Genomic DNA, 14,790 nt, shown 5'->3' with positions numbered 1-14,790 from the left:
TTTGCCCCCTAAGCTTCGAGCGGAACGGCGGAAAGTCCGATAGAGCCGTATTGGCGGCTACCAGGTTCGGTCACGATGCCGATCCAAGGGAGGCGGGGTCGTAGCGATTTTCATGCCTTCTCTGCGGATGTCGCTGCGCTGAGCCAGGCATGTTCTGCTGGACTGTTTCGATTTCGTCCCCGGAGACATTCTTCCAATATTTCCAGCCTTCGCCTTGAATGAGCCCATGATCGGACAAGTCCCTCCAGCTTGCGTAAGTGCCTGTATCGTCACAAACGAAGCCGCCCATCCCCTTGTCAGCGGAGTAAACAGTGTATTCTTCCGTATGCTGAGAAAGATGGTCGGCATCGGCAACCTTGTGCACGAAGGTCGATAGGAATTTGAAGTGGAGAAGGGCGCCGGATACGCAAATCGCGCCACGCATGTCTCCCAGATTCAGGGAGAGCGGCCAGACCTGGTGTGATGATTTGAGAAACAGCCGTTCACCTGTCACATATACGAGAGGGATCTTGTTGAGCGCCGGCCCGTCCCAGAGCCGATCGCGAAAATAGATGCGTCCGCGGACGCCCCCTTTGATCCACGTTGTCCTGTTGCGGTCGTCGAAATGTGCGACGTAGCCGGACCGGTCGAATAGATTGCAGACTTCGAGCGGGTTGCGGCCGGGTTCACATATGTTTTCGAGAACGGGACGCTCGCTGTACATGTCGATCATGACCGAGCGGAGGGAATGACCGCCGGTGGATTCGATATAGGCGGTCAGCTGATCGATTGGCCGAGTGTCGCAATGCGGGTAGACCAGGAACTCGTCTGCATCGACATAAAGAACCCATTTCTCCTGACAGTGCCGGTTGATGACCTCATTGATCCAGTCGTTTCCGAACCTTGCCGCCTTGTAGGAGCCATGAGCCGAGAGAAGCGAGACGTCGTCGAAACCTGACAGCAATTCTGCCGTTCCATCCGCCGAGCCGTTGTCGATGCAGATGAAGTGCTCGAAACCGAGATCGCGATAATATTGGAGGAAGAATGCCAGCCGATGGCCCTCGTCACGGATGACGCAGATGACGACGTGGCGGGCCTGTCTGAGCCCACTGCGCAGCACGTCATAGCGAACTTGCCGAGCCTTGAGTGACCGGCGCAGGCGGGCTTTTGCGTAATGCGAGATACTGGCGACGGAAGCCCGATAACTCATTTTCAATCCTGAGCTCTATATGCGGATCTTTATTTGTTGGGTCGGACCAGTATGCGTCATCATACTGCGTAGTCGCCAACCAGCAGGTTCTGAACCCGCGGGTGGGCGCCGTTCCTTTCGATTGCGTGTTCGAGGCGTGCCCGTATCGACCGATATTTATAGAGTATCTTCCGATCGAGGCTTATTCCGCGATAGAGCGCGTTATAAATCGGATGGGCTTTGCGCAGATCCACATAGACTTGGCTTTCACGATCTGTCCATGGAAAGAAGGTCCCATGCCATGGCTTTGGATGCGCCATATAGTGGACGATCGCCAGTGACGACATGTTCACCAGATGCAGAAACTGCTTGGGAAAGTTCCAGCGGTTGGACACGAGGATGAGCGACGAACCGCAAACATAATTTAATGCGCCCTGATCATGTTTGCCCTCGCAAGCCTCGGGATTTCTGGCAAAAAGCTCAAGCGCCTCCTGTCCGATCCAGCCGTTGCGATGGAATTTCAGGACCCCTGCATTGAAGTAGTGGTTGTCCTTCCCAGTGTTGAGGAAGTCCTGGATTGCCGTGTAATCGCGGGCCGCGAAAAACCGGCCTTCAGGCACGTTGGCGTTTTCGAGTTTGCCGAGATCGCTGACGATCTGGGTATCGCCATCGAGATAGATGATCTGGCTGTAATGGGTGGGCAGGATCTCGCAAAGGACTAGTTTGGCCATCGTGCTGACGCTGATGCGCCCCTGAAAATGCGAACTGTCAAGCTTGCCGAGCGAATCCTGCAGTGCGTCGGTCGCATCTGCCAATTCGACGCCGCTCGCGGCGAGCAGGGCCTTCAACTCATTGAAATTATCGAGACGTTCAGACATAAGCACGCAAACGTCGGTTGCGGAACTTGCGAATTTGCGGGCCTGAAGCGCTGAAAGAATGGTTGGAAATGAATATTCGACATCCGTGACGTACACAACGCACTGATTGTTCATGTCATCACCCTTGCGGTTGTCTTCAAAGCGAGTGAACGACTGCTCTCTTCAGAGTTGAGGGAACAGTTGTTGCTTGACCCGGCAGACCTGTCGTATGACAGTCCGGTCCTGTATACATAGCGGATCGCAGGACCGCTCGTTTGCTGAAACAGCGTCCCGCCTCCGGTTGTGTGTTCCATTGTTGAGACGCTCGTCATGGAGAAAGCCGTGCCTATCACAGGACTGTGCTTCGATATCTTGAACCGTGGCAGGACGATTGGTGCCAGGGTCCTTGTCGAAATGCAGAGGGAAGGAAGATGGCCATGCTGATCACCACCCTGGTGGCGGCCGTGATTTCGATAGCCGCCGGCGCTTCGATCCGCGCTTGGGCCTTCGCGATTTTCGCAATTCTTGTGGCTATCGGCTTCGGCAGCCTGGCATTCGCCGACGGCTCCTCGCTGATCGCAGCGATCGCTTCCGGCCTCGCTCTCCTCGTGCTCATGGAGATCGGCTATCTCGCCGGCGTCTTCCTGTCGGGTTTTGCGCGGCGTAGCGCCAGGCTGCGGCAAAGCAATTCCGCCGCCGATAGCATAGCACCCACCAGCGAGCGCCAGCAGGGCTGATGTTGAAACACGACCGGCCACGCGTCCTTCCGAGGACCGTGGTGCGGAACCGCGTTCCTCCCGCGTTTCAACGCCGGTATTTCCTGACGGATGCAGGGGCTTTTGGCCTTGAACGAAATTCGCGGCTGGGGTCATCACGCTGCAAACACCGGCGCTCTCCTCAGAGATGCCGATGCCTCCGGTCGATGCCGATTTGCGACAGATCGGGTCACTCGATGCTGCGAGACATAGGGAGCGGCCAGGCAACCGGCAGCCAAACCCGCCGTGGTGCTGAACAGCAGGCCAAGATCGGTGCCGCTTCCTGAAATCGCCGCAGAGACGATCTGTGAGATCGTTGCCATAATGGCGGCGTTTCCGATCGCATGTGTCTCCCGATCGCCCGAGACCTGCCGGCTGGGGGCTCTGACGAGGCTGTACAGGAAGGCGGCGAAGAGAAGCGTGCCGGTCAATCCGACGTTGGACAGCAATGCGGCGATGAAACTTGACGCTCGAACCGTTCCGAGCCCGGCGCCGAAGGTTGCAGTATCGACGAATGCGATCAAAGCCAGCGTGTTCCAAGCGGTACGCTCCTCGCCGGATTGCGATTGGAGTTTGTCCGATAGGGTGGTGTTGACGAGGCTCGTGATCGAATCCCACGCATCGGGGACAAGGCTGAGGGCTACGATGGCGCAAGGGATCAGGAAGAGGGTTATCGCCAGGAAAGTCATATGCGAGCTCTTAGCCGACCCGGCAATCAGACGTTTGAAGCAGAAAAGCACGAGCATGCAGACAACGAAGAGCCCGGCGATATAGGCGGTTGTCGACGTGCAGAGCAGGATCGTGGGGCCGATGAAAAGCGTTGCCATGCCGGCCATGCGGCTTCGGACACGCTCCAGCCAGAGCAGAAGAGTGAATGAAAAGTAGGCCAGTGCAACCGTCCCGTATATGCTCGCTTCGGGAAAGGCGCCGACGATGCGTTTGAAACCGCTGATCGTCTCGGCCGTGTGCATGGTATAATTCGCGTTTCTAATGACATCGAGCAGGTAGGACTGTCCGGTCAAAAACGTTCCGATGTCGAGCAAGGCAAAAGCAAAACATGCGATTGACGCGACGATCAACTGTTGTGCGATGAAGCGTGCATATCCGAGCCTCGCAAGCCCCGAGACCATGGCAAAGCAGGCGAGATCGCCGAGCAGATAGACAGATTGGCTAAGGTTGGATGAGCCTGGCGACAAGGGGGCGGCCACCGTCGACATCATGCCGGTCGCATCTCTCGCAGAGGAGTAGACGAGGGTCGCGCCCGCAAAAATGCGCGGCAGGAAGAAAGACGACAGGACGGAAAACAGGATATAGGCGGCAAACCAGAAGCCAGGCCCCGGATAAGCGATGCTCGCCAGCGCCGCTTGGGTCTGGACTGGACGCAACAAGGTGGCGGCGACGATAAACAGGAGCAGAAGATGGCTTGGCTGGATACTGCTGCCGCCGAGCGCCGGCAATTGCAGAGCCGCCGCGGCTCCCAGCAGCGTCAACAGGCAGAGTGTCGTCACTGCAAAACGAGCGCCATTGACGATGGCGAGGAGGCCAAGCAGGAGAACGATGAAACCGAGTGGCTCTATCGACATGCGTCAAATCCCGTGCGAGGCGATAGCCGCCAGCTGTCGTCGCTGATCATCATCGCGCCTCCTAATTCGAGCCCCTCTGGGATATCCAACCGTGACCCGCTCGATCATCACCCGCCACATCAGACGACGGGAGTGTCGAGCTCTGGGCCTGGGGTAGGGGCCGTATAGGCGAAGTCGGCGCCTGAAGATTGGTGTCCAAACCGATCTCGACAAGATCATGCGGCAGCAATGCGGTTTGCTCGTCGGCAACGATGTTGCTGAAGGTTCCATCGCTATTGCGACGCACAATCCTGTAGTTCTTCTGCGCTCTGCCAATACCCGGCGCCTCCGTGTTCATCTGAGCAAGTTGAGCGTCGTAGCCGGCCTGCTCGCCAAGAAGCTGCGCCACCTGGATATCGATCGCCGCTCTGCCGATCGCGAGGTTGACCTGATTCAGCAACTCCTGGTTTTCGCTGTTCTGCCTATTGACGATATTGATCTTGGAACGGTCGGCCTCACTGAGGCCCTGCCGAGCCGTGGTCAGCGCAACTTCGAGATCGATCAGGGTACCTTGGGCATCCGCAACCCAGCGGTCGACAGACACCTGGCGGGAATTGCTGACCAACCCCTTGCTCACCAGGCTGTTGACGTTGTCCAGTTCCTTTTGGGCAAGGTCAATCTGCCGCTTTTGCGAACTGATCTTGGCCTCGAGCGACTCGACCTGCTGACCATAGAGGCGGGCGAGGTCATTCGCCGCTTCGATCTGGCTATCGATATCGACGCGACGCAGCCGCATCAGGTTCAATTCCTGTGCCTTCAGCTTGTCGACGTCGGGCGTTCCCACGAGTTCGGCAGGAATCTCGAAACTCTGCGCACCGGCGATTTCCGCCCGCAGCCGCGCCTGCCGCATCAGGAGATCGCGCCGGTTGAGGACGGCGGTCCGAAAGGCCCCGGCTGCCTGAATCCGGTCGCGCTCGAAATAGGTATTGTCCTCGCGTTCCCGCAGAAAGCCGCCAGCGATGCTGATGGCCTTCATGACCGTCATCCGCGGTTCAAAAGGGTAGCGTCCCGGAGTTTGAACGGTGCCAGTCACAAAGATCGGAGCATGCTCGGCAACCTCCACGGCGATGTATGGCTTGCCAGGAAGTTCCGCCTTTTCGGCGAGCGCGCTGGCGATGGCATCGGCGAGTTCTTCGGATGTTTTTCCGGACGCCTGTACATGGCCAGCGATCGGGATGGACAAGTCGCCAGTATCGTCGATGGTATAGACGCCATCGAGAGCTTCCCAGCTGGCATAGCGGGAATCCGCTGAACGCCATTCGACGACACGAAGTCTGACCTTGTCTTCCGCCACGAGGGTGAATGTTTGCGCGCGGGCGACGCTCCAGCCGGTCAAGCAGCAGAAAACCAGCAAGGCGAGTGCGGAGACGACGCGATCGGGCAAGAATGTGGACTGCATTGATCTATCTCCGTTTCGTTGCGATAGGCGGCGACGCCATTGCTCGGGACGGCGGATTGCCGAATTCGAGAATGCGGGACGGTGCGGAGCGCGCGGCAAGAAGATCGGCGATCGCCAGAAAATTGCCGTTCAGACGACCCCATCGGTCGACCAAGCGATCGTTGAACACTATGCCCAATGCGTTCGCCAGGATGTTGCGGCCGATCTGCGCTGTCGCGCGGGTCTTCGACATCGTGCCCTTGCGGATCAGGTAGATAGGATTGGCAACCTGCGAATAGCCGAGTCTCCGGCCAGGCTGCCGCCCGGATCTAACGCCGAGATGCACTCCGCGGGCGCCTTCAACGCGCACGGACCTGCCGTAGCGGGCAATGGACCTGCTGAAATCGACGTCCTCAAGCCAGCCATAGAGCGGCAGTTGCTCGTCAAACGCCAGTGCGTGTTCGAGGACGGGGGCCAAGCGAACCGCCATATTGCACCCGTATGCATTATAGACATCCGTAACCCGATCGGACCCTTCGCCGGCAATGTGAAGAACCTGCAGGGCCTTCGACATGTCGAGCCCCCCATCAAGGACGCCGTCCGCCAGGACTTCGCCGGTGGCGATCGCGACGTCAGGTTTTGTTGCAAAGACGGCCATCATTCGTGACAGGAAGGTTGCCGCGGGAATGAAATCGTCGTCCAGGAAGATCAAGACATCCGTATCGACCGCGGCTGCCCGGATGATGCTGTTGCGCTGGGAGGTCAGGCCACGAGTGCCGACAACGACTTCCACGTCGAGGCGGCCGGCGAGCCCGGCGGCGTCGTCGATCCCCGGCACGCAGACGATTAACCGCTGCGGCTGATCCGGCAGGCCGGCGAGATATTCGATCGTTTCCAGCAGGATCGCAGGGCGCCCCGCCGAAGCAATTCCGATGGCAATCCGCAACGGTTGGCTCGGAAGCGGCGCTATTGCTTCCGTGTCGTGGGAAACAGTCGTTGGTGCGATCCGGTCGCCCTGCCTGGACGTTTCTACCGAACGGGCGGTCATGACTGCATGCTCTTCGGGGCGTGATTGATGATTGCGCCGAGGATCTCCGCGCCGACGTTCCGCATCGTGTCGATGACGCGCATGGCGTCGTCGATCGATGTGCGTCCGTACGAGGCGACAACCAAGACGCCGTCCAGCTCTGGCGCAATGGCGTTGGCATCCGGTGACGCGGAGAAGGCGGAAATGTCGACGAATATGGCGTCGAACTGCTTTTTCAGCTCGCCAAAGCTCAATTGCGTGCGGCGGGAACTCAGGCGAATGGCCGGTGTTACGGTATCCACCTTGCCGAGCGGCAGGAACTTCAGCGTCGGGGTGAGCGGCAAGGCGGCCGTCTGAATGAGGTCGCCATTGTCGAGGACATCGACGAGACCGCTGGAACTATGGGGCGCGAGCGCGTTGCTGAGCGATGATTTATGCGCGGCCGCATCAATCAAAAGTGTTTTCGCTCCAGATACCGATGACAGCACAGCAAGATCACTTGCGATGGTCGATGTTCCGCTGCCTGGATTGACGGCGACCACTCCGATGACGATCCGGCGTTTGCGCCGAAGTCCGACGACCGTTGCGCTCAGCTCCGCCATGCCAGGAATAGGGGGGGAGGCGGCTCTGCTGCTGTCCGTCCCGGCGGGGAAACGAGCCGGGTCGCCGTTCCCTATCCTTTTCGATGTCGCCAGCACTGTGACGAAGGGCAGACCGCAGGTTTCCGTGATCTGATGCGGGCGGACGAGCCGGCGGTCGCTGGCGTGCCTTATCATCGCGAGTGCGAGACCTGCACCGAGGCCGACAGCCGCCGCAAAGGCTGCGATGAGCGTGCTGCGTGGTCTCGCCTTCGAAAGAGGCAGCGTGGCCTGCGAGACGATCGTCGCATCGGAGATCGGATAGGTGATGCGCTGCCTGGCTTCGGTCAGCTGGTTCAAGGTGCTTTCATAAAGGGTTCGGCGGGCATCCGTCGCGCTCTGTAGCTCCGCAAGCTTGGCCTGGTCGCGTGGATTGCTCGTGAAACTGGCGAGGGCGCTGGCGGTATCCGCCAGCCCTCGCTGTTGCTCGGCTATGAATTTCGCCAGCCAGTCGCTGTATTGGCGGGCGGCGTTGGCTTTCATCGCGATATTCTTCTGGATATACTGTCTGGCAAGCGTGTCGGCGATGTCGACAGCCTTCTGAGGGTTGGATGCCGCAGCTGATATCTCGATGATCATCGAGTTTCCGATCCGTCGGATGTCCATCATGTTCAGCAGTTTGGCGGTTCCCCAGTCCTGGAGCCGTTCCTCCTCTGTCCGCGGTTGCGCTTCGCTCGCTCCCTTGCCCGCCGTATCCTGCGATGGAATATCCGCTTGCGATGAAAGCCCCATCAACCAATTCTTCGCTCTGTCCTGCAGGGAAGGCGTCTGATCGACAAACTCGGGGTCGTGAACAAGACCAAGTGCTGCGACCGTTCCGCCGACGACATCGCTCGATCTTGCGATCTCCAGCTGTCCTTCGATGAATGCATCTTCCGCGAACGCCCTCTGTGCTTCAGAGCCGCTCACCTGGGGGAAGATCACCAGCTGCGTGCTGGCGACGAAAGTCGGTTCGGCGGTCAGCAGGTAGATTCCGGCGATCGCCAGGAAAGCGATGGTGGTCACGACGATCCAATGCCAGCGCATTTTCAAAAAGAAAAGCATATCCCGCAGCGTCAGCGGCGAATTCCCGCCGCCTGTGGCTGCTGCAGGCAGGGATATGGGAGAGACACCGCTGAAGATCGTGCTGGAGGTCATGTCGTCCTAATCCGGAATGGGAAATCAAGGAATAACCAGGTAATGGCAGCTAGGAGGAGACGGGGAGAAGCGCATCGTCCATCTCGGGCACGGTCGGCGGCCCCCTGAACGCTCAGTACGATCCGCGCTGGGAAAACAGCGCAGGAATGGTCTTGGCGATGATGACGAAGTCTCGAGCGAGCGACCAATTGTTGAGATAGTGGACGTCGAGAGAAACCCTGTAGTCGTAACTGACGTCGTTGCGCCCGCTGGTTTGCCATTGACCGGTCAGTCCCGGACGGACTGCCATATAGGCCCACATATGTTCACCGTAGCGCGGCAATTCCTCGGCTGTGACCGGGCGGGGTCCGACGAGGCTCATTTCGCCGCGCACGATATTGATCAGCTGGGGAAGCTCGTCGATGCTCGAGCGCCTGAGGATATCGCCGACTGCGGTAATCCTCGGATCGTTCTTCAGCTTGCGCGTTGCTTCCCATTCGCTGCGGGCCGCCGGGTTGTTCTGCAGCAGTTCGGCAAGCTGAGCGCTCGCATCGGTCTTCATCGTCCGGAACTTCATGCATCCGAAGGGCGCGCCGCCGAAGCCAATGCGTGTATGGGAATACAAGACGGGGCCGCGGTCGGACAGTTTCACGATCAATGCCACGATCAGCAGAATCGGGGAGAGCAAGACCAGCGCGGTGATCGCGACAACAAGGTCGATAGCTCGCTTCGCCGACCTGCCCACTGAGCGAGGCTGGGACTCCCGTAACTCGCCGCCCTTTGCCGTCCGTTCGACGCGCGACCAGGTCTCAAAACTGTGTGCTTCCCATGTCATCGCGGCCTCCAAAAAATTGCCGTCAAGAACTATTCAAAGTTTGCTGCGGCGCACCCTGATTGTCTGTTACCAAGGTCATAATTCTTAATTAATTCTTTATGCTACCACGATGAATAAGAGATTTCCGATCGCTTAGCTGTGTCATGAATTCTTTTAAGTGGTTCTGTAATCTCTACTAAGATGAATATTCTCTAATATTCGATATGGTAGTTCCGATGTTGCTTTTAACGCGTTGATTGTTTTTGATCAAAATAGTCTCTTTATGTGCATGTATACTAGTTAGAACGATGAATTTTTGACCTTTGCGCCGCAAATTTTTGAGGGATTGAGACTTTAATTAGATTAGACTTGAAATTTTGTCACGCTTTGCTGATGTTATTTGACTAACGTACTAATCCAAGATAATTGGTGCAGTGCAGCATTTATAGAGTCATTCTCGTACTGGAGTGGAGTGCATGGACGGGATCACGCATGCATCAGATCGCAGACTCGGCATCGGCAAGGCCGCGATTTCGACCAATGGCGGCATTCGTCTCAACAGTGGTATCGTTATCGAAGATGAATTTCTTTCATGCCGCTCGAGCGTACGGCGTTTCCGTCGTGGCGAGGTCATTGCCGGCGCCGGCGTCCTTGTCGATATGTTCGCTCGCGTGCATTCGGGATTGGTCAGTGCAAGCACGATGCTGCCTGACGGCAGGGAATTCATCGTCGAAATCATTCCGAAAACAGGTCTGATCGGCGAGCTTGAAGTCTTGCGCCGGCAGACGTTGAACCTCGAATACCGAGCCGGTTCCAATTGCGAGCTGCATTTCTTCGAAGGCCGGCTGCTGCGCGACATGTATGCCAGCGATCCTTACTTCCGCGAAAAAGTTTTCTCCAGGGCCTTGGCGCGTATCTCGGAGCTTGAAGATAGGATCATCGCCAATGCGGCGTCGACGCTGCAGGCAAGATTGGCGAGCACGCTGCTGCGGCTCTCGGCTGTTTACGGAAAAGATGCCGCAAACAGCGGCGACGAAGTGATTATCTCGCAAAATGATCTGGCTGCAACGCTGCCGGCGTCCCGCGAGAAGGTCAATCAGTGCCTGCGGCGCCTGCGCGAATGCAAGATCATCGACGGAGGGCAGGGCAAGATCAGAATTCTCAATCGCAAGGCGCTTGAGGCCTGTGTAAATGGCGCGTTTTCGGTGAAGTGATGCACCCGTCGCTTTCCGATGTCCACGGATTCGCCGCAAATGCCAGCCGCTTTCCCGGCGGCGGCACGCCAAGGATCGATCGCGTGGTCGTCATCGACGACTACTCGGTGGCCAGGGGCGGGGCAACAGGGTTGGCGGTCCTGTCAGCCAAGCTTTTTCGAGGCCTGGATATCCCCGTCACTTATATTTGTGGCGATGACGCGGCCAACGCGGAGCTTGCTGCGCTTGGTGTCTCCATGGTTGGCTTGAACAGCCGCGATCTGCTGAGCGCCGACCGCGCGAAGGCTTTCGTGACCGGCATTCATAATGGGGCGGCAACCCGAATGGTTGCCAACTGGATTGCCGCAGAAGATACGGCAAAAACCGTTTATCACGTACATGGCTGGCATCAGATACTGTCACCGGCGCTTTTCCGAGCACTGGCTCCGGTCGCGGGACGGTGTTTGGTTCACGCCCATGACTTCTTCACCGCCTGTCCCAATGGCGCCTTCTTCGATTACCAGGCGCAAGAGATCTGCCTTCGGCGTCCGCTGGGTGCGGGCTGCATTGCGACGTCGTGCGACAAGCGAAGTTATTCGCACAAATTGTGGCGGGTCGCCCGCGGCTCGAATATCCTCAGGCTTTTGAAGGCGCAGGCCGATTTCGGCCGGATCATCCTGCTTCATGAGAAAATGGCGAGCTTTCTCGTCGGCGCCGGCTACCGGCCCGACCGGCTGACGACGATCCGCAATCCCGTCGCTCCCCTGTCGAAACAGCGCATCGAGGCGGAGGCGAACGACGAGTTCGTCTTCATCGGACGGCTCGATGAGGAAAAGGGTGTGGAGGACGCCGTGGCCGCGACGCGAAGAGCGGGTGCCAGGCTCTGCGTGATCGGTGACGGGCCGCTGAGGGGTTTGGTTGAGGCTTCCGGCGATCACGTCAGGACCGTCGGCTGGCAATCGCATACGGAGATCGGCACCACGATCCGCAAAGCGCGGGCCTTGTTGATGCCCTCGCGTTATCCCGAACCGTTCGGCCTCGTGGCGATCGAAGCGGCGAGGAGCGGCCTCCCCGTGATCATGTCGCGCAATGCATTCCTTGCCGAAGAAATGGAGCAGGCCGGTATGGCATTCGCCTGCGACACGGGTGATGAGATCGTCTTTGCCGATGCCTTGATGCGCTTTAGCCAAATGCCGAGGCATGAAATCCGCGCCATGAGCGAGAGGGCTTTCCTGATGTCTCCGGATCTAGCCTCGACGCATGAGCAATGGCGCGACGCGCTCCTTGCCGAATATTGCAGCCTGCTTTCGATGAATGCGGTTCCCGAGCTGACAGACGGTGTGGCGACACAAGGAGTATTCCTTTGACCTTCAAAGCAACAACCTCTCTTTCCGACGCAAGGGCATTTCTCGGCGATGCACCGGTGATGTCGAAAAAGCGTGCGGCCGAGGCAGCAAGCGTCAAGGAAACCAGGCAACTGCGCGTCGCTATCGTCCATTACTGGCTCGTCTCGATGCGCGGCGGCGAGAAGGTCGTTGAAGAATTGTGCCGCATGTTTCCACAGGCCGACATCTTCACACTGGTCTGCAACCGGGATCGCATCAGCGATTTTCTAAAGACCCGGAACATCCGCACCTCCTTTCTGCAGAAAATTCCCGGCGCGCAGCGGCATTACACCAAGATGCTGCCGCTGATGCCCTTCGCGCTCGAGCAGTTCGATCTGCAGGACTACGACCTCGTGTTGTCGAGCGAATCCGGGCCGGCGAAAGGCATTATCACGCGCGCCGATGCATTGCATGTCTGCTACTGCCATTCGCCGATGCGCTATATCTGGGACCAGTTCCATGTCTATCGTCATGGCCTGCCCTGGATCGGCCGCGCTCTGATGTCGATCACCGCGCCGATGCTGCGCGCCTGGGATGTGACGACAGCTTCGCGCGTCGATACCTTCATCGCCAATTCCGACTATGTCGCAAGCCGCATCCGGCGCTTCTATGACCGGGAATCCGTCGTCATCCACCCGCCCGTTGCGACCGATGACTTTGCGGTGGGGAAGGGTAAAGGCGAATTTTATCTCTATGCCGGGCAGCTGACGACCTATAAGCGGCCTGATATTGCGGTCCGCGCCTGCACCGAGGCCGGCCGGAAGCTCGTCGTGATCGGCGAGGGAGAACAGCTGTCCTATCTGAAGTCGATCGCCGGGCCGACCGTTCAGTTCCTTGGTCATCAGCCTTTCAACGTGCTGCGCGACCACCTGTCGCGATGCCGCGCGTTGCTGTTTCCGGGCACCGAGGATTTCGGCATCCTGCCAGTGGAAGCCATGGCATCGGGCCGTCCGGTTCTCGCCTTCGACGCCGGCGGCGCCAGGGAAACCGTTTCGTCGCCGCAGGTCGGCTTCCGCTTTGCCGAACAGACGACGGAAGCGCTGCTTGAGACGATGGCAGCATTCGAAGAAATCGAGGACGATATCGATCCGCAAGCGATCCGCGCGCACTCGCTGAAATTCTCCTCCGCCGTGTTCCGCGATCGTCTGGCCGATCTCATTGAGCAACAGCTGTCCGCCCGAGGCGACCGATCCGCAGAGGGCCTGAGAAGACGGCCGGGCTGAGAACAGGGGCCGGAGCTGCCTCATCTTGCGGCCGCGACTGAATCCGTCTCAATCCGCCAACGAGGAATAGATAGCAGATCATGTCAAGCGTATCTCAGAGGACGGCGACGGCAAGCATCTGGACGATCAGCGGAAAGTTCCTCGCGCGGCTGCTCGATTTTGTAAGCCTGCTTATCCTGGCGAGGCTTTTGAGTCCCGCGGACTTCGGTCTGGTCGCCATTGCAACCTCGGTTCTCGTCATCGTCGAAACGATTCTGGATCTGCCATTGACGCAGGCTCTGCTGCGACAGCCGTCGCCTTCCAAAGAGATGTTTGCCACGGCTTTCACTCTCAGCCTGCTTCGAGGGGCGGCTATCAGCCTGCTGATGATCGTCCTCTCCTGGCCGATGGCCCTGATCTACGGCGACCCCCGGCTTTTTGCCCTCGTCGCCGTTCTCTCGATCGCGCCTGCCATGCGCAGCATGATCAGCCCGCGGATGGTGCTCTTCATGCAGCGGTTCGATTTCAAGCGCGAATTCGTGCTCGATCTGATTACCAAGGGATCGACATTGCTGTTCGGTGTCGGCGTGGCGGTGGCGACGGGCAGCTATTGGGGGCTCGCGGTCGGCGCGGTCTCAGGCCCGACCGCGGCGATGATCACCTCCTATGTCTTTGCCCCGATGCGGCCGGCATTCAGTCTGTCGGAATGGAAGCATTTTCAGGACATGATCAGTTGGAACACCGTGTCGCAGCTGCTGAATTCGATCAACTGGCAGCTGGACCGGCTGCTCTTGCCGCGTTTTACCGGCCTGTCGACATTCGGGGCCTTCAGCGTCGCCGACAACATTGCCGGAATTCCGTATCAAACCTTCGTCGGGCCGCTGCTGCGCCCGCTGATGGCCGGATTCTCCACCGTCGAAGACCGTCGCAATCTGGTCGCTGCCTACCTGAAGGCGACAAACGCAATCACCTTCGTTGCAGCACCCGTTCTGATCGCACTCGCCATGCTCGCCGAGCCGACCGTGCGCGTCCTCGTCGGCGAGAAATGGGCATCCGCCGCGCCGATCCTGCAATGGCTCTGCGTTGTCAGCCTGCTCGGTCTTCCCACGAATATCGTGCCGGCGTTGGCGATGGTGCTGGATAACACCCGTTCCCTCGCTCTCAGAATGTTTGCCGAATTCGCCGTCAGGGTGCCGGTGACTATTCTTGGCATCGCCTATTTCCAGGTGGCCGGCGCGCTCGGCGCTCGGATCATCGCCGTGCTCGTCGCCTATGCCGCGTCGCTCATCATCACCCGGCGGTTGATCGGAGCGAGTTTTGCCGCGCAGCTGAACGCCTTTTGCCGGCCGCTGGCCGCGAGCGTGCCGATGATCGCTTTCCTGCTCTGGGTGCAGCCGATGCTCGCCGCCATGCCTGTCGGCTTCAACCTGATCGCCAGCCTGGCGGTTTGCGGCGCCGCGGCCGCGGCGACTTTCTGGGCCTTGGCGCTGCTGCTGTGGCAGATCGTCGGACGGCCCGACGGTATCGAGACTATCGTCGTGCAAAGGCTGGCACCGCGGCGAAACGGAGTTCTCACCTCATGATGGCTAGAGGTGAAGTCCAGCGATCGGATTTGGCGTTTTTCGGAGAATCGGA

General features: G+C 58.8%; 12 protein-coding genes. 5 read left to right on the top strand and 7 right to left on the bottom strand.

Features of this window, described 5'->3' with window-relative positions; all coding sequences use genetic code 11:
* Positions 1-70 precede the first annotated feature (70 nt).
* Together CO660_RS23500 and CO660_RS23495 are read right to left on the bottom strand one after the other, a co-directional pair.
* Entirely contained in the window at positions 71-1,189 is a 1,119-nt protein-coding gene (locus CO660_RS23500) for a glycosyltransferase family 2 protein (RefSeq protein ID WP_097600724.1), read from the bottom strand.
* Positions 1,190-1,248: 59 nt separating this feature from the next.
* Complete coding sequence (locus CO660_RS23495) at positions 1,249-2,160, bottom strand: glycosyltransferase (RefSeq protein ID WP_097600723.1); 912 nt, start codon at positions 2,158-2,160, stop codon at positions 1,249-1,251.
* Positions 2,161-2,462: 302 nt separating this feature from the next.
* On the opposite strand from CO660_RS23495, the gene CO660_RS23485 reads away from it, so the two are divergent.
* Positions 2,463-2,762, top strand: coding sequence for a hypothetical protein (locus tag CO660_RS23485; RefSeq protein WP_085779249.1), 300 nt, complete (start codon positions 2,463-2,465; stop codon positions 2,760-2,762).
* A gap of 134 nt (positions 2,763-2,896) precedes the next feature.
* Here CO660_RS23485 and CO660_RS23480 read toward each other — a convergent pair whose 3' ends face one another.
* From CO660_RS23480 to CO660_RS23460, 5 genes are all read right to left on the bottom strand, one after another.
* Positions 2,897-4,363, bottom strand: coding sequence for a hypothetical protein (locus CO660_RS23480; protein WP_097600722.1), 1,467 nt, complete (start codon positions 4,361-4,363; stop codon positions 2,897-2,899).
* 61 nt (positions 4,364-4,424) lie between these two features.
* On the bottom strand, positions 4,425-5,801 hold the full coding sequence (locus tag CO660_RS23475; protein ID WP_097600721.1) for a polysaccharide biosynthesis/export family protein: 1,377 nt from the start codon (positions 5,799-5,801) through the stop codon (positions 4,425-4,427).
* Positions 5,802-5,805: 4 nt separating this feature from the next.
* On the bottom strand, positions 5,806-6,828 hold the full coding sequence (locus CO660_RS23470; RefSeq protein WP_097600720.1) for a glycosyltransferase: 1,023 nt from the start codon (positions 6,826-6,828) through the stop codon (positions 5,806-5,808).
* On the bottom strand, positions 6,825-8,582 hold the full coding sequence (locus tag CO660_RS23465; protein WP_097600719.1) for a tyrosine-protein kinase domain-containing protein: 1,758 nt from the start codon (positions 8,580-8,582) through the stop codon (positions 6,825-6,827). The genes CO660_RS23470 and CO660_RS23465 overlap by 4 nt, the downstream gene beginning before the upstream one ends.
* A gap of 112 nt (positions 8,583-8,694) precedes the next feature.
* On the bottom strand, positions 8,695-9,396 hold the full coding sequence (locus CO660_RS23460) for a sugar transferase (RefSeq protein WP_097600718.1): 702 nt from the start codon (positions 9,394-9,396) through the stop codon (positions 8,695-8,697).
* 455 nt (positions 9,397-9,851) lie between these two features.
* Here CO660_RS23460 and CO660_RS23455 point away from each other — a divergent pair, with 455 nt between their 5' ends.
* The 4 genes from CO660_RS23455 (at position 9,852) to CO660_RS23440 (ending at position 14,738) form a co-directional block, all read left to right on the top strand.
* Entirely contained in the window at positions 9,852-10,589 is a 738-nt protein-coding gene (locus CO660_RS23455; protein ID WP_085779244.1) for a Crp/Fnr family transcriptional regulator, read from the top strand.
* Complete coding sequence (locus CO660_RS23450; RefSeq protein WP_176536355.1) at positions 10,586-11,935, top strand: glycosyltransferase; 1,350 nt, start codon at positions 10,586-10,588, stop codon at positions 11,933-11,935. Before CO660_RS23455 ends, CO660_RS23450 begins: the two co-directional genes overlap by 4 nt.
* Entirely contained in the window at positions 11,932-13,176 is a 1,245-nt protein-coding gene (locus CO660_RS23445; RefSeq protein WP_097600716.1) for a glycosyltransferase family 4 protein, read from the top strand. The genes CO660_RS23450 and CO660_RS23445 overlap by 4 nt, the downstream gene beginning before the upstream one ends.
* A gap of 80 nt (positions 13,177-13,256) precedes the next feature.
* Entirely contained in the window at positions 13,257-14,738 is a 1,482-nt protein-coding gene (locus tag CO660_RS23440; protein ID WP_097600715.1) for a lipopolysaccharide biosynthesis protein, read from the top strand.
* Positions 14,739-14,790 lie beyond the last annotated feature (52 nt).

The organism is Rhizobium sp. L9 (assembly GCF_002531885.1).
In the GTDB taxonomy this organism is placed as follows: domain Bacteria; phylum Pseudomonadota; class Alphaproteobacteria; order Rhizobiales; family Rhizobiaceae; genus Rhizobium.
Note: the sequence above shows the minus strand (reverse complement) of the source record. Positions and strands in the feature narration are given on the sequence as shown.

What these genes read in the sequence shown, in the direction of transcription:
- CO660_RS23500 (WP_097600724.1), bottom strand. Translation starts at nt 1,189, where the DNA reads ATGAGTTATCGGGCTTCCGTCGCCAGTATCTCGCATTACGCAAAAGCC.
- CO660_RS23495 (WP_097600723.1), bottom strand. Translation starts at nt 2,160, where the DNA reads ATGAACAATCAGTGCGTTGTGTACGTCACGGATGTCGAATATTCATTT.
- CO660_RS23485 (WP_085779249.1), top strand. Translation starts at nt 2,463, where the DNA reads ATGCTGATCACCACCCTGGTGGCGGCCGTGATTTCGATAGCCGCCGGC.
- CO660_RS23480 (WP_097600722.1), bottom strand. Translation starts at nt 4,363, where the DNA reads ATGTCGATAGAGCCACTCGGTTTCATCGTTCTCCTGCTTGGCCTCCTC.
- CO660_RS23475 (WP_097600721.1), bottom strand. Translation starts at nt 5,801, where the DNA reads ATGCAGTCCACATTCTTGCCCGATCGCGTCGTCTCCGCACTCGCCTTG.
- CO660_RS23470 (WP_097600720.1), bottom strand. Translation starts at nt 6,828, where the DNA reads ATGACCGCCCGTTCGGTAGAAACGTCCAGGCAGGGCGACCGGATCGCA.
- CO660_RS23465 (WP_097600719.1), bottom strand. Translation starts at nt 8,582, where the DNA reads ATGACCTCCAGCACGATCTTCAGCGGTGTCTCTCCCATATCCCTGCCT.
- CO660_RS23460 (WP_097600718.1), bottom strand. Translation starts at nt 9,396, where the DNA reads ATGACATGGGAAGCACACAGTTTTGAGACCTGGTCGCGCGTCGAACGG.
- CO660_RS23455 (WP_085779244.1), top strand. Translation starts at nt 9,852, where the DNA reads ATGGACGGGATCACGCATGCATCAGATCGCAGACTCGGCATCGGCAAG.
- CO660_RS23440 (WP_097600715.1), top strand. Translation starts at nt 13,257, where the DNA reads ATGTCAAGCGTATCTCAGAGGACGGCGACGGCAAGCATCTGGACGATC.